We start from the raw sequence: 14,931 nt of genomic DNA, 5'->3' as shown, positions 1-14,931 counted from the left end.
CGTTAAATAGTATTCCTACCTCCTCTTCTTCTTAAATTTTCTCGATTTATTTCTGGGAGATTTGGAATTTCCTTTAAAAGTAACTGCATCATCAAAAGTATTTTTTGTTTTGCCTGGCTTATTTTTACGCCACGATGCGTCCTCTGGCAACAATTTTTTTAGTAAATCCGTTCGACCAACTTTTGTCAATTTATCTTTAATCCATTTTCTATTTTCCTTCTTATACCAAAAGAAAAACTTATGTTGATCTAACTTCTCTTGTTTGCTTTTAGGGGTTTTAACTTCTTTTAATGTATATGGATGGTATCCACTATAATAAATAACAGTGGCTACAGTCATTGGCGTCGGTGTAAAATCCTGTACCTGTTCTAACTGGAACCCCATATCTTTTGTTTCAGCAGCTAAATTTGCCATATCCTCAGGTTCACAAGCTGGATGACTAGATATAAAATAAGGTATTAGTTGAAGATTTAATTTTCTCTTTTTATTGATTTTATCAAACCTATCTTTAAACTTATGGAAATATGAAAAGGATGGTTTTCTCATTAACTTCAATACAGGATCAGAAGTATGTTCTGGAGCTACTTTTAATCGACCCGAAACATGCTTAGTCATAACCTCCTCAGTGTAAGCGTCTAGTTCCTCTGGATCAGCATTTTTATTAAATTCAGGAACTAACATATCATGCCTAATTCCACTTCCAATAAACGATTTCTTTACTTTAGGATGTTTATCAACTGCCTGATATAATTCAGTTAAAGGTTTATGAGAAGTATCTAAATTACTACATATTACAGGAGAAATACAAGAAGGAGCAACGCACTTATCGCATATTGATTGTATCTTCCCTTTCATTTGATACATATTTGCCGAAGGACCTCCAATATCGGAAAGGTATCCTTTAAAATCATCCATCTGAGTTAACTCATCTACCTCTTTTAAAACAGATTCCTTACTCCTACTAGCAATAAATTTCCCTTGATGAGCTGATATTGTACAAAAACTACATCCTCCAAAACATCCTCTATGAATATTCACCGAAAATTTTATCATTTCGTAAGCTGGAATAGCTCCTCGCTTATTGTATTTCGGGTGAGGCATTCTTGTATATGGTAAATCAAACGACCCATCGATTTCCTTTTCTGTCATTGTAGGAAATGGTGGGTTAATCATTAGCTTTCTATTTCCAACGGCCTGAAAAATTCTTCTTGCATATAACTTATTCGACTCCTGCTCAATTATTTTAAAATTTGATGCGTACGCCTTCTTATCCTTTAAGCAAATTTCATGAGAAGAAATTTCGACGTCATCCCAATTCTTATTTTTAGGAACTTTTTCACCATCTTCTAGTAAAACAGCAGTTTGCTTAATAGTTTTCAAGCTTGAAAAAGGAACTCCCTTTTGAAGTAATTCTACCAACTCTCTTAAAGGCTGCTCTCCCATTCCATATACCAACATATCGGCTCCAGAACTCTCAAGTATCGATGGCATTAATTTATCTGACCAATAATCATAATGTGTTACCCTGCGCAAGGAAGCTTCAATTCCTCCGATTAGCACAGGTACCTCAGGAAATTTCTCCTTTAAAATTTTCGTGTAGACAGAAGTCGCATAATCTGGTCTAAACCCTTTATCTCCGTTGGGTGTATAGGCATCTTTATCCCTTCTACGTTTACTTGCAGTATAATTACTGACCATTGAATCCATACACCCCGCAGTAACAGCAAAAAATAATCTGGGAGTACCTAATTTGGTAAAGTCTTGCAAATTATCATGAACGCTCGGTTGTGGAACGATAGCTACTCGTAAGCCATAGCTTTCTAATATACGTCCAATTACCGCGGGTCCAAATGCTGGATGGTCTACATATGCATCACCACTGAATAGAATTACATCTAATTCATCCCATCCTCTTAACTTTACCTCTTTATTCGTTGTAGGTAACCAATCTGAAAGTCGTCTAATTCTCATGCCAGTGCAAAGGTACGTTGTTTTGATTGAATTTGGTATCGTTCCTAATTAAACCTTAAAATAATACCATTTACAACTCGAAAATATTTCATTTTTTGATTCAACAATCAACTCGCAGAATAAAAAAATCCTTTCTTTTTCAGAAAGGATTTTAAATAAATATCGTGAATTACTGGTTATTTGAAAGACTTTACGCCCTCTTTTAACCAATTGTAATATTCATCTACATCAGGTGTATATGCAACTGGGTCTATTAAATTTTCTTCATTAGTGTCCATCAACACATAATACGGTTGTGAGTTCGTTTGATATTTTATCGTTTGCAACTCACTCCACTTTTGACCGATATATCTTAACTTTTTACCAGGACGTAATTTTGATTCTATAATTTCATCTTCTTCTAAAGCACGCTTATCATCAACATAAAGAGATATTAATACAACATCATTTTTCAATATAGATAATACTTTATCTTTCGCCCATACATTCTGCTCCATCTTTCTACAATTTACGCAAGCATGCCCAGTAAAATCAATTAAAACAGGTTTGTTTACCTCTTTTGCATAGGCCAAGCCTTTATCATAATCATTAAATGCTAAAATATTATGAGGAGGCATTAAATGCGCGCCATCAGGCAATCCAGCATGACTATCATTTGCTTCTGAAGCTACAATCGTACTAGCTTTTTGATAACCCACACCGTAAGGAGATTCACTATAGTGTTGCGCTGGAGGGAATGCACTTATTAAATTTAATGGCGCTCCCCACAAACCAGGTAACATATATAATGTAAAAGATAATGAAACCAAACCTAAGCTCAATCGACCTACAGAAATATGAGTCAGAGGGGAATCATGCGGTAATCTAATTTTTCCGAATAAATACAAGGCCAGAGTACCAAAAATTGCTATCCAAATCGCTAAGAAAACCTCCCTTTCTAAAAAGTGTAATTGTAATACTAAATCAGCATTTGATAAGAATTTAAACGCTAATGCTAACTCTAAAAACCCTAAAACAACTTTTACTGTATTTAACCAACCACCAGATTTAGGCAATGAGTTCATCCACCCTGGGAAAATTGCAAACAAAGTAAATGGAAGTGCAATTGCCATTGAGAATCCAAGCATTCCAATAATCGGGGCAAAACCTCCTTTAGAAGCTGATTCTACGAGTAAAGTTCCTACAATTGGTCCAGTACATGAAAAAGATACAATTGCCAAGGCAAGTGCCATAAAAAAGATACCAACTAATCCTCCTCTATCCGCTTGAGCATCAACTTTCGTACTCCAAGAACTTGGTAATGACAATTCAAATGCTCCAAGAAAAGAGACAGCGAAAATTACTAATAAAAGGAAAAATACTAGGTTAAACCAAACATTCGTCGAAAGAGCATTTAACGAATCCGCTCCAAAAGCCCAGGTAACAACCGTTCCAAGAACTACATATATTACAACAATTGAAACTCCATAAATAATAGCATTTCGTATTCCTTGTGACTTATTTTTACTTTGTTTAGTAAAAAAGCTCACCGTCATAGGTATCATCGGGAAAACACAGGGTGTTAACAATGCTGCAAATCCAGAAAGAAAAGCAATAAAGAAAATGGTTAATAAACCTTTCTTAGAGTCATCGCTCTTTGATTTATTTTCTACTTTTTTTTTTACTTTCTTGGCCTTCGTTAGGTCGAAAACTAAGTCAACTTCAGTTGGAGGCAAACAGCGCGTATCTTTACACACCATAAACTCCACAGATCCTTCAAGCTTTTTAGTTCCTTCTTTAACTTTTACCTGTTGCTGAAACTTTGCTCTTTTATCAAATGACTTCACCTTCATATTAAAGGTTTCATCTTGCTTTGTATGACCTTCTTCTTCAATTACCTTTCCTACCAAACTGAAAGTTTCATTTTCGGTAAAATAAAAGGTTGTAGGAATTGGTCCTCCTGGCTCAACATTTTGAGAATATATATGCCATTCAGCCTCTATTATAGCTGTAGCAATTAAGTTATATTCTGTCTCTGAAATTTTTTCTACAGAAGTTGACCATTTTACTGGCTCATAAATTTGAGAAAAAACTTGATTGGAAAACATACATAGTAAAAAAACAACTACATATTGTAATACACTTTTAAGGGAAAAATTTACAATTGGTTTCATCTGTTTATTTTGCTTTTGTTTTATCAGATGTAATTCATCAAAATGATCTTAACAATAAGATTTTTTTTGATTCATTTCATATATTAAACATTGTTTATTAGTATGATTTTTGAACATTGATTGTTCTATAGTCATGCAATATTATTAAATATGGCACTATTTTATCTTTCAAATCTGTTAAAAAACAGCCTTATGCAATGTAACAATTGTTACATATGGTTTGTACTTTCATTAGAATCACCACTCTTATTTAACAATTAAATGAGGTACTTCCCTAAGTTTCCAATCTATCACCAATCCACCAGCCAAACTTTTAGCTATTTCCTCTCCGTATAAATACTCACATAAATACAAAGCTGCTTCAAAAGACTTTGCTCCTCCAGCCGAAGTAATATACTTACCGTCATGAACAAATAAAACGTCTTTTCGAACATCTAAATCTTGAAACATTTCTCTCATTTTATCAATATCAGATGGAAATGTTGTACTCACTTTTCCATTCAATAGTCCAGCTTTAGCTAAAACAAAAGCTCCATCACAATGAGAAGTTATAAACTGAGCTTCTTTATCTACCTCTTTCACAAAATCAATCAATGCTTTGTTTTCTAAATCTGAATCTAAATGATGTTCTGCACTAGGTACCACTAAAATATCAATTTTAGGTAAACTATCTTTTAAGTAGTTATAATCAGGTAAAATTCTCATTCCCTCAAATGTACGGATAGCGTTATCGGTGTCCGCAACTGTAAAAACATTCATTGCTTTAATACCTTTCCTAAATATCGTATGTTGAAAGATATCATAAGGTGCCGTTAGCTCCGTATTATACGTTCCATTCATAACCAAAAAAGCAACATTGTAGCGATCTGATTTAAGTTCTGGAAATACTTTCTCTGATTTAGTTACCACTTCTTTGACATCCGTTTGAGGTTTTCCACAAGAAATAATAACCATTAATACGAGCAGTAGGGAGAAACGTTTCATCTTTTGATTTTAATTATTTTCTAAAAATACTACTTTTCAATAGTATATTTTAATTTATTGTACACTGCTTTAACATTTTATTAAGATTCATACAGAATCATTTATTTAATTTCGAGGACTTTCAACTAATACTCATAAAACAAACTATAGAATGAAACCAACATGTTTAGAAGATTCGTTTTTCATTTAATGAAACGACTATATTCCAAACATAGTAAGGTTACATCTGACCGTCGAAAAAATTTACAAACAGATGAAAAAACAATTTTCTTTTGTTCTGCTTGCTCTACTACTATCTTTTAGCTGTGCTCGAAAAAAACAATCTACAGCTAACCAAAAGCAAGAAGACAACTATGTTCAAAATCACTACAACAAGAAAGAGGTAAAAATTACCATGCGAGATGGAGTAAAGCTTCATGCAACAATTTACTCACCAAAAGACACCTCTAAAAAATATCCAATATTACTTCAAAGAACCCCATATAGCTGCCAGCCTTATGGAGAAGGTAAGTTCAGAAAAAGAATAGGACCGAATCCTCTTCTTATGAAAGAAGGAAATATTATTGTTTATGAAGATGTTCGTGGTAGATGGATGAGTGAAGGTGTTTATGATAACATGCGTGCTTATATTCCTAATAAGAAAGAAAAGCAGGCTGATGAAACGACTGACACCTATGATACAATTGATTGGTTAGTAAAAAATGTTCCTAATAACAATGGAAAAGTTGGTACTTGGGGAATCTCTTACCCTGGGCATTATGCCACCGTTTCTACTATCGATGCTCACCCAGCGTTAAAAGCGGCTTCTCCACAAGCATGTATTGGAGATTTCTTTTTTGATGATTTCCATCATAATGGTGCTTTTTTACTAAGTTACTTTAGAGCTATTTCTCTATTTGGAACATATAAGGATCAACCAACTGATTCTGCTTGGTACTCTTTCCCTGAAATGAAAACTCAAGATCAGTACCAGTTTTTCTTGGATAAAGGTCCATTAAAAAACCTAAATGAATATTTTCAATATGATAAGTTAGACACCAAAGTTGTAGACTCAAAAAATCGCATTGATGACTTCTTTTGGAAAGAAATTGTTGAACACCCTAACTACGACTCTACTTGGCAAAGTAAAGGAATTATCCAACACTTAAATAAGGTTCCGTCATCAGTAGCGACAATGGTTGTTGGAGGATGGTTTGACGCAGAAGACTTATATGGACCATTGGAAACGTATAAAGGGATTGAAAAGCATCAACCGAACAACTACAATACAATGGTATTTGGTCCTTGGGACCATGGTGGATGGTCGAGAAATAAAGTAAAGAATACTGTAGGAAACTATTACTTTGGTGACTCTATTTCACTAAACTTTCAAAAAGAAATTGAAACAAAATTTTTCAATCACTTCTTAAAAAGTGATGGATCTAATAACTCTGGATTACCAGAAGCTTATGTTTTTGATACAGGTAAAAAAGAATGGCAATCTTATGATGTTTGGCCACCGAAGAACGCAGGTAAACAAAGCTTTTTCTTAAACAAAAACCAAAGTCTTTCAGAAAAACATGATGGTAAATTTACCGATGAAATAAAATTTGTAAGCGATGTTAAGCATCCTGTTCCTTATTCAGAAGATATTAAAACAGTTTTCACTCCTAGAAAATATATGACCGATGATCAACGTTTTGCTGCAAGAAGACCTGATGTGTTGGTTTTTGAAACTGAAATTCTAGATAATGACGTTACATTGGCTGGTGATATTTTAGCTAAGTTAAAAGTTGCCACCACAGGATCAGCTGCAGACTGGATTGTAAAAGTAATTGATGTACATCCTCATGACTTGAAAAATGACAATGAAGAAATGCAAGGTCATTTGAAATTAAGTAATTATCATTTAATGGTAAGAAGTGAAGTATTACGTGGAAGATTTAGAAACAGCTTTGCTAAGCCTGAACCTTTTACTCCTAATAAGAAAACTGATGTTAACATAAAGCTTCAAGATGTTTTTCATACGTTTAAAAAAGGACATAAAATACAGATTCAAGTTCAGAGTACTTGGTTTCCTTTAATAGATTTAAATCCACAAACTTATGTGGATAATATTTACAAGGCGAATGAAGAAGATTTTAAAACACAAACACACTCTGTATTTACAGATTCAAAAATTGAATTTACTGTATTAAAATAATACTACAACTTATAACAAATGAAACCTCGGGAACCATTCCGAGGTTTTTTATTTACACGGTTACTCTAAAAAAGATTTCGTTTTCTTATTTCTTTTTCTATATTTTTATCCCAAGAAAACAAACTAAACTACCAAAAATGAATTGCAAAAACTGTAACCATACGTTAGAAGAAGACGATTTATTCTGTGAAAAATGTGGAGCCAAAGTAATCAAAGAACGAATTACCTTTCGTTTTTTAATTATGGAGCTTTTTGCCATGCTTGGTATAGACAGCTTGTTTTTTCGAACTCTAAAAGGAATGGTGATTAAACCTGAAGTAGTACTCAACGAATATTTGGGTGGAGTTCGAAAAAAATATGTAAATCCGTTCGCATATTTAGCAGTCGGTGCAGCTGCCTCGCTTGTTCTTTTCAATATTTTTCAGGGAAGTTTTTCTCAAATGCAATATGCTATTAATAAAACACAAATTGAAAAACTTAAAGTTTCAGCTAATAAAGATTTATCAGCTATAAAAGATCTTAATTCCGAAGAATTCAAGAAATTGAGTAATGAAAAAGCTCAGGCAAAAGCGCATTTAAAGTTTCTTGATCTATACTTATCATATTTTCTAAAGTTCTTCAATTTAATTACTTTTTTATCCCTTCCAATCTATGCTCTAATAAGTAAGTGGACGTTTAGAAAACCGCATAACTACGGTGAACATATTATCATAAACTCTTTCTTATCAGGAACTACAATGTTTTTCACTGGTATTATTTTTCTATTCACAGTTTTTATCAATCCATCGCTATTCTTTTATAGTATGATTGTATCAGTTTTGTATTATTTATATTCATTTAAAAGATTATACGAGCTTAATATAAAACAGGCTATAGTAAAACTTTTACGTTTTTTTGTTATGCTTTTCGTCGTATTTGTTGTTTCTATGATTATTATTTTTGTTTTAACAGTCCTGAGTCTCTCCTTAATTAAGAAATTTAACCCAAGCTTATCAAATAGTTTAAAAGCCTTTTTCTTGTCTTAGAATTTTTATTTGTTATAATTATTATAATAGTAGTGTCAATTGATAAATATAAGGTTACTTTTGCCGCTTATACTTCTATATGACATTTAACGAATTAGGGTTAGAAAGAGCTTTACTCAAAGCACTTAATGAACAAGGATATGAACGCCCGACACCAATACAAGAAAAGTCCATTCCTGTTTTACTTAAAGGAAAAGACCTGTTAGGGGTTGCACAAACTGGAACTGGGAAAACTGCTGCCTTTGGTATTCCCATATTAAATAATTTAATAATTGAGAATAAAACAGCAAAAGGTAAACGAAAAATAAAGGCTTTAGTGATTGCGCCAACTAGAGAATTGGCCATTCAAATAGGAGATAATTTCAATGCTTATATAAAGTATACAAACTTAAAAGCTGCTATGATTTTTGGTGGGGTAAAACCTGTACAGCAAATCAAAACATTAAAATATGGAGTCGATATTTTAATAGCTACCCCGGGACGTCTGCTCGATTTAATGAGTCTTGGACATGTTTCTTTTAAAGATTTGAAATATGTTGTGCTCGATGAAGCTGATCAAATGTTAGACATGGGCTTTATTCATGATATTAAAAAAATAATTACAAAACTACCACCTAAGCGACAGTCATTGTTTTTCTCTGCTACAATGCCTAAATCTATTGTTGAGCTTTCTAAAAAAATGTTAGGTGACTTTGAAAGAGTTACTATTAAGCCACAACAAGCAACTGCGGAAAAAGTAACTCAAGGTATTTATTTCGTGAGCAAACAAAATAAACCCAAGTTATTAATCCATCTTTTAGAGCAAACTAAAAATGATTCTATTCTTGTTTTTTCTAGAACGAAGCATGGGGCAAATAAAATTGTTAAAAAACTAGATAATGTTGGTATTAAATCAGCTGCCATTCATGGTAATAAATCACAAATAGCAAGGCAAAAAGCATTAACCTCTTTTAAAGAAGGAAAGCTTAAAGTTTTAGTAGCTACTGATATCGCAGCAAGAGGTATTGATGTAGATGATTTATCTCTTGTAATAAATTATGACTTACCAAATGTACCTGAAACCTATGTGCACCGTATTGGAAGGACGGGAAGAGCTAATGCTTCTGGTACGGCTATTTCTTTCTGTATGAATGAAGAACGACCTTATTTAAAAGATATTGAAAAGTTAATTAAACAGAAGGTACCTCATTTAGGCGAACATCCTTTCATGGATGATTCTAAAGAAACAGAAACAAAACCAATACAAAAAGAAAGAAAAGAAACCTCCAACAATCAAAAAAAACATCAATCGCGTAATAAAAACAAAAAAAACAGTAGAAGTCGATATTCTAAAAGATCAAATTACAAGAGCAAAAAGAACTTCACAAAAAAAAGTAAGCTAGGTGATAAAAGTTAAAAAACAAACAACCCGTTTATAACAGGTTACAACCAATTTAAAAATTCTTTTCTTGAAATTTCTCTAGCCCCCAAACTTGCCAAGTGATCATTGTAAACTTGGCAATCGATTAATTTGTAATTACAGTTTTTTGCCAGATGGATAAAAGCTACTTTACTCATATTACTCTCTTTACTAAACATGCTTTCTCCACAAAAAACACCGTTTCCAACATCAACACCGTACAAGCCTCCAACAATTTTGTTGTCTCGCCAAACTTCTATTGATTTTGCCAATCCAGCTCTATACAAATCTAGATAAGCCTGTTGCATATCATCAGTTATCCAAGTTCCAAACTGATCTGACCTATGAATATATTTGCAGTTGAAAATAACCTCAGCAAAGGCTTTGTTTTCAGTGATTACATAATCATTCTTTCTAAGAACTTGTTTCATTGATTTCGAAATCTTAACCTCTTCTGGAAAAAGAACCATTCTTTCATGAGGACTATACCAAACTATTGGTTCTCCTTCATTAAACCAAGGAAAAATTCCTCTTTCATAAGCATGTTTCAGTCTTTCAACTGATAAATCTCCTCCCAACGCAATAATACCTTCCTCTGAAGCTATACTATTTGGAGGAAATGAAATTTCTTTACCTAACCAAATCATTATACACCCTATTACCAATATTCAATCGTCAAAAATACCACTTTTCAACGTTATTAAATTTATGCATTTTATCTAGAAATGAAAAATACTAAATCCTGAAGCTTTTAAACTTCATACTATTATTTTTAACAATAGGAATGAACATATATAACGAATCATAAAAAATTCATTAAAAAATCAACAACCCTAGCAAGTATATGGCACTTCCAACGAGCATTGCAATTAAGGTATAGGGAAGTATTTCACGCGCTTTTAATTTCGTTATTCCTAATAATGGCAACGCCCAAAAAGGTTGCAACATATTTGTCACTTGATCACCATAAGCCATAGCCATAATAGCTTTTGGTAAAGGCACCCCTAATTGTAGGGCACTTTCAACAACAATAGGTCCTTGTACAACCCATTGTCCACCGCCACTTGGAACAAAAATATTGACCAATCCTGCACTAAAAAAGGTGAATAAAGGCAAAGTAGTTGCAGTTGAAACAGATACAAAGAAATCAGAAATTAAGGTAACCATTCCAGTACTTTTCATAATTCCCATAATTCCGAAATATAGAGGAAATTGGATCAAAATACCAGAAACATCACTAATGGATTCACCAATGGCATTTGTAAACTTTTTAAAACTTCCATGAAGAATAATTCCTAATCCCAACATAAAAAAATTGATCAGGTTAGGTGTGATTTTTAACGCGAGTATATCATTTGAATATCGATAAAAAAATGCTATCAAAATCACCAAGCCAAAAATATAAGCCAGCCATTTCGAACTATCTAACTTTTCTGCTTGAGTCTTTCCTTTTTCCTCTGAATTTAAATTATACTCAGGTAAGTTAATTAGAGTTGCTTTAGATTTCTTCCCTAAGAAGTAAAACGTAAATGTAACACCGATGAGCACCAATAAAAAAATGAGTAAATTCCACCAACTAAAAACAGTTTCCGAATAATCAATCAGCTCAGGAATTTGAGCCAAAGCCTTTTCAGAAGAAACAGATTTCATGATACTTTTGATATGACCAGTTTCATTTATTTTGATTGGAGCCGATCCTGAAATACCACCATGCCATACCATAAGACCAACATAACCTGCCGCACCAATTATTGGATAGTTCAATGGAATATTTCTCGATTGCGCATGTTCAGCTACTTTTCTAGCAAGTAATGCTCCAAAAATTAAGCCTAAACCCCAATTAAAAAACGCTACTAACATTGTTGTACAACTAACGATTGCCGCAGAAGTAGCTGTATTAGTACAATATTTTGTTACATGTAGAATTAAATTACTTACGGGCTTACTCAACACCAAAACATGTCCTAAGACTAAAATTAGCATCATTTGGTAAGCAAATACCAACAAACCATTGGTCCAAACACCCTTTTCCCAAAAAGACAATACTTCCAATGAGTACATAGATAAATTACTACTCTCGGGTTTCGTAAAAACCACTCCTAAAGCAAAAGTTATTAACGTTAATAAAATGGCTATAGTAAAAGGAGACGGCAAATATTTCTTAAATACATTTTCTATGAGCTGAGTAATCTTCATTGTTTAAAGTTTGATTTGATAAAAATAATCAAATAGACTAAATTGTTTTAACTAGTTTTGCAGGATGATGAAAGAACTTCAACTACGTGTTAATTTAACAGAAGAACGAATAGAGAATATTCTTAAAAAGAAAGCTGCTAAAAAATTAGGTATACGAGCAAATGAAATTACAAGTATTAAAGTACTTCGTAAATCAATTGATGCACGTAAAAAAGAAGTTATTTTCAATTATAAGGTAGCTGTTTATATTAACGAACCTGCTCCGCAAAGCGCTGAATACCAGTTTGATTATAAAGATGTTTCAAACGACAAAGAAATCCATATTATAGGTTTCGGACCAGCCGGAATGTATGCTGCACTTCGATGTATTGAACTTGGTTATAAACCTATTGTTCTTGAAAGAGGTAAAAATGTTCAGGATAGAAGACGGGATTTAAGGGCTATAAATCAGTTTCATGAGGTAAATGAAGATTCGAACTATTGTTTTGGTGAAGGTGGTGCTGGTACCTATTCCGATGGAAAACTATATACACGAAGTTTAAAACGAGGCGATGTTAGGCGTATTTTCGAAAACCTAGTATATCATGGTGCCACTGAAGAAATTCTAATTGATGCACATCCACATATCGGAACAAATAAACTCCCGAAAATAATTAAAAACATTCGTGAAACCATTTTACATTTTGGTGGCGAAGTTCATTTTGAATCACGAGTTGTTGATTTTGTTGTAAAAAATAATGAGCTTAAAGCCATTCAAATACAAAATGGGAAGGAGCTATCAGTTAATGCCGTAATTTTAGCAACAGGACATTCTGCAAGAGATGTCTATGAACTTCTTAATAGAAAAAATATTCTTCTAAAAGCAAAGTCATTCGCTATGGGAGTTCGTGTAGAACATCCACAAGAACTAATAGATCAAATTCAATATAGTTGCTCAGGTCAAAGAGATGAACTTTTACCTGCGGCGGCCTACAGTTTAGTTCATCAAGTAAATAACAGAGGTGTTTATTCGTTTTGTATGTGTCCTGGAGGCTTTATAGTTCCTGCAGCTACTGCAAATGGTGAAGTAGTTGTAAATGGAATGTCTCCTTCGAGAAGGAATAATAAATTTGCCAACTCTGGAATTGTCGTTGAGATAAATGTAGATAAAGATTTACCTAAATACGAGGAGTTTGGTGTATTCAAAGGGCTTCAGTTTCAAAAAGATTTAGAAAAACTGGCTTTTAATGCTGGTGGAAGAACGCAAACCGCACCCGCACAAAGACTCACAGATTTTGTGGAAGGACGACTATCTCCTAGTTTAAACGAAACTTCTTATCAACCAGGATTAAATTCGTCTCCATTACACTCTTTACTTCCAAAAATAATTGGAGGTAGATTGAGAAAAGGATTTGCCGCTTTTGGGAAAAAAATGCACGGATATTATACAGAGGAAGCTAATATTGTAGGTGTAGAATCTCGTACTTCCTCTCCTGTTAATATTCCTAGAAAAGAAAATTTAGAGCACCCTGAAATTAAGGGACTATTTCCATGTGGTGAAGGTGGTGGATATGCCGGTGGAATTATTTCCGCTGCAATGGACGGCGAACGTTGTGCTGAAGCTGCTATCCAATTATTGTAATTATAACATTATTTGTTTGATTTATCTGTGATTACCTCGTATTTTTGCACGTTCTAAGAACAGAGTGAAAAAGGTATCGGATGAAAAATAATAAGAAAGAAAGGAAAAAGAATAAGACCCCCAAAGCGAAAAGGCTTCATGTTTATTATAAACGAACGGGGTTTTATATGTTTATTTGGGAAAGTTTGAAAAAAGCCTTTTGGCCTATTGTAGCTGTAGTTGTTGGACTAATACTTTTCAATAAGTATGTTTATAATATCAACGATGGGCTTCAAGCAATGACAGAAACCTTCTCCAGAGTAGGTGTTTTAATTACATTTTTTATTTCTGAAACACTTTTAGGTTTAATTCCTCCTGAGATTTTTATTGCTTGGTCGAAAAAAACCTCAGAGCCTGTTATAAATCTTTCCATTCTTGCCTTTTTATCGTATTCTGGTGGAATTATTTCCTATTTTATAGGAAGATCCGCACTTAAAATAAAGTCAGTAAAACAATACTTAGAAGTAAAAATGGCAAAGCACTTAAAGAACACCAGCAAATGGGGTGGTTTTTTAATATTGGTAGGAGCACTTTTACCACTTCCTTTTTCAATCAGTTGTATGACAGCTGGAATGATCAAGTATCCGTTTAAAGGTGTTGTTGTTTTTGGACTATTCCGTTTTTTACGATTTGCAATTTACGCATGGGCTATCTTTAGTATGGTTAGTTAAACCTGAGAGCCTTTATAAAAAAATACACCGTAATTGATTTTGAATTTTATCTAATCAATTACGGTGCTTTATATATATACACCCTTCTTAAAAGTCGATTTTAGCTAAAACCTTCTAGTTTTTATCCTAGAAGGTTTGTTTCCCCTTAAATTAATCCTCATTAGCTGAGAAATAATACTACAAATATAAGTTGCGTTCTCTTGTTAAAAAATGTGTTTTCCGTTAAATAAAATGTAAATTTCCGCAGAAATCCTTAATATTTTCACAAAAAAAAGAGCGATCATCGCTCTTTTAATATTTCTTATGTATGTTTTACTTAGAAAGGTAAATCATCTGGCTCATTATCTGAAGATAAATCTGGAGCTGGAGCAAAGTTATCTGCTGGCGGAATGTTTTGAGAAGCAGCTTGAGCTAAGTTCTCAATTCTCCATCCTTGTACAGAATTAAAGTATTTTGCCTCTCCTTGTGGATTAATCCACTCTCTACCTCTTAAATTAATCGAAACTTTTACATCTTGTCCTACCTGATAAGCATCTAATAAATCACACTTATCTTGAATAAACTCAATTAAAATCATTTGTGGATATTGCTCATCAGTAGTTACTACCAATTCACGCTTTCTAAATCCGTTGCTTCCGAAGGTTTGTGTTTCGTTGATTAATTTAATTTTACCAATTACTTCCATTACTT

11 protein-coding genes are annotated in these 14,931 nt (G+C 33.2%); 5 read left to right on the top strand and 6 right to left on the bottom strand.

Features of this window, described 5'->3' with window-relative positions:
- Positions 1 to 15 precede the first annotated feature (15 nt).
- The 3 genes from ACKTTV_RS15605 to ACKTTV_RS15595 form a co-directional block, all read right to left on the bottom strand.
- On the bottom strand, positions 16 to 1,971 hold the full coding sequence (locus ACKTTV_RS15605; protein ID WP_408031792.1) for a YgiQ family radical SAM protein: 1,956 nt from the start codon (positions 1,969 to 1,971) through the stop codon (positions 16 to 18).
- A gap of 176 nt (positions 1,972 to 2,147) precedes the next feature.
- Positions 2,148 to 4,058, bottom strand: coding sequence for a protein-disulfide reductase DsbD family protein (locus ACKTTV_RS15600; protein WP_408032019.1), 1,911 nt, complete (start codon positions 4,056 to 4,058; stop codon positions 2,148 to 2,150).
- Positions 4,059 to 4,370: 312 nt separating this feature from the next.
- Positions 4,371 to 5,108, bottom strand: coding sequence for a DJ-1/PfpI family protein (locus tag ACKTTV_RS15595; protein WP_408031791.1), 738 nt, complete (start codon positions 5,106 to 5,108; stop codon positions 4,371 to 4,373).
- 253 nt (positions 5,109 to 5,361) lie between these two features.
- Between ACKTTV_RS15595 and ACKTTV_RS15590 the strand changes: the two genes are divergently transcribed.
- The 3 genes from ACKTTV_RS15590 (at position 5,362) to ACKTTV_RS15580 (ending at position 9,711) form a co-directional block, all read left to right on the top strand.
- The gene (locus ACKTTV_RS15590) at positions 5,362 to 7,290 is read left to right on the top strand and encodes a CocE/NonD family hydrolase (protein WP_408031790.1); all 1,929 of its coding nucleotides are present in this window, start codon (positions 5,362 to 5,364) and stop codon (positions 7,288 to 7,290) included.
- Positions 7,291 to 7,427: 137 nt separating this feature from the next.
- Positions 7,428 to 8,315 (top strand): DUF3667 domain-containing protein, encoded by an 888-nt coding sequence (locus tag ACKTTV_RS15585; RefSeq protein ID WP_408031789.1) that lies wholly within the window; start codon positions 7,428 to 7,430, stop codon positions 8,313 to 8,315.
- Positions 8,316 to 8,394: 79 nt separating this feature from the next.
- Positions 8,395 to 9,711 (top strand): DEAD/DEAH box helicase, encoded by a 1,317-nt coding sequence (locus ACKTTV_RS15580; RefSeq protein ID WP_408031788.1) that lies wholly within the window; start codon positions 8,395 to 8,397, stop codon positions 9,709 to 9,711.
- A gap of 26 nt (positions 9,712 to 9,737) precedes the next feature.
- Here ACKTTV_RS15580 and aat read toward each other — a convergent pair whose 3' ends face one another.
- Together aat and ACKTTV_RS15570 are read right to left on the bottom strand one after the other, a co-directional pair.
- Complete coding sequence (gene aat / locus ACKTTV_RS15575) at positions 9,738 to 10,361, bottom strand: leucyl/phenylalanyl-tRNA--protein transferase (protein WP_408031787.1); 624 nt, start codon at positions 10,359 to 10,361, stop codon at positions 9,738 to 9,740.
- A 169-nt stretch (positions 10,362 to 10,530) separates the two neighbouring features.
- The gene (locus tag ACKTTV_RS15570) at positions 10,531 to 11,910 is read right to left on the bottom strand and encodes a short-chain fatty acid transporter (RefSeq protein ID WP_408031786.1); all 1,380 of its coding nucleotides are present in this window, start codon (positions 11,908 to 11,910) and stop codon (positions 10,531 to 10,533) included.
- A gap of 64 nt (positions 11,911 to 11,974) precedes the next feature.
- On the opposite strand from ACKTTV_RS15570, the gene ACKTTV_RS15565 reads away from it, so the two are divergent.
- Both ACKTTV_RS15565 and ACKTTV_RS15560 read left to right on the top strand, forming a co-directional pair.
- Positions 11,975 to 13,531 carry an NAD(P)/FAD-dependent oxidoreductase gene (locus tag ACKTTV_RS15565; RefSeq protein WP_408031785.1) on the top strand — a complete coding sequence of 519 codons (1,557 nt, stop codon included), beginning with the start codon at positions 11,975 to 11,977 and terminating at the stop codon, positions 13,529 to 13,531.
- 80 nt (positions 13,532 to 13,611) lie between these two features.
- The gene (locus tag ACKTTV_RS15560; protein ID WP_408031784.1) at positions 13,612 to 14,241 is read left to right on the top strand and encodes a YqaA family protein; all 630 of its coding nucleotides are present in this window, start codon (positions 13,612 to 13,614) and stop codon (positions 14,239 to 14,241) included.
- Between the two features lie 316 nt (positions 14,242 to 14,557).
- On the opposite strand, the gene ACKTTV_RS15555 is transcribed toward ACKTTV_RS15560, so the two are convergent.
- On the bottom strand, positions 14,558 to 14,926 hold the full coding sequence (locus tag ACKTTV_RS15555; protein WP_408031783.1) for a DUF3127 domain-containing protein: 369 nt from the start codon (positions 14,924 to 14,926) through the stop codon (positions 14,558 to 14,560).
- Positions 14,927 to 14,931: the final 5 nt, after the last annotated feature.

It is taken from the genome of Tenacibaculum xiamenense (assembly GCF_964513065.1).
In the GTDB taxonomy this organism is placed as follows: domain Bacteria; phylum Bacteroidota; class Bacteroidia; order Flavobacteriales; family Flavobacteriaceae; genus Polaribacter; species Polaribacter xiamenense.
This window is presented reverse-complemented; position numbering and strand designations above follow the sequence as displayed.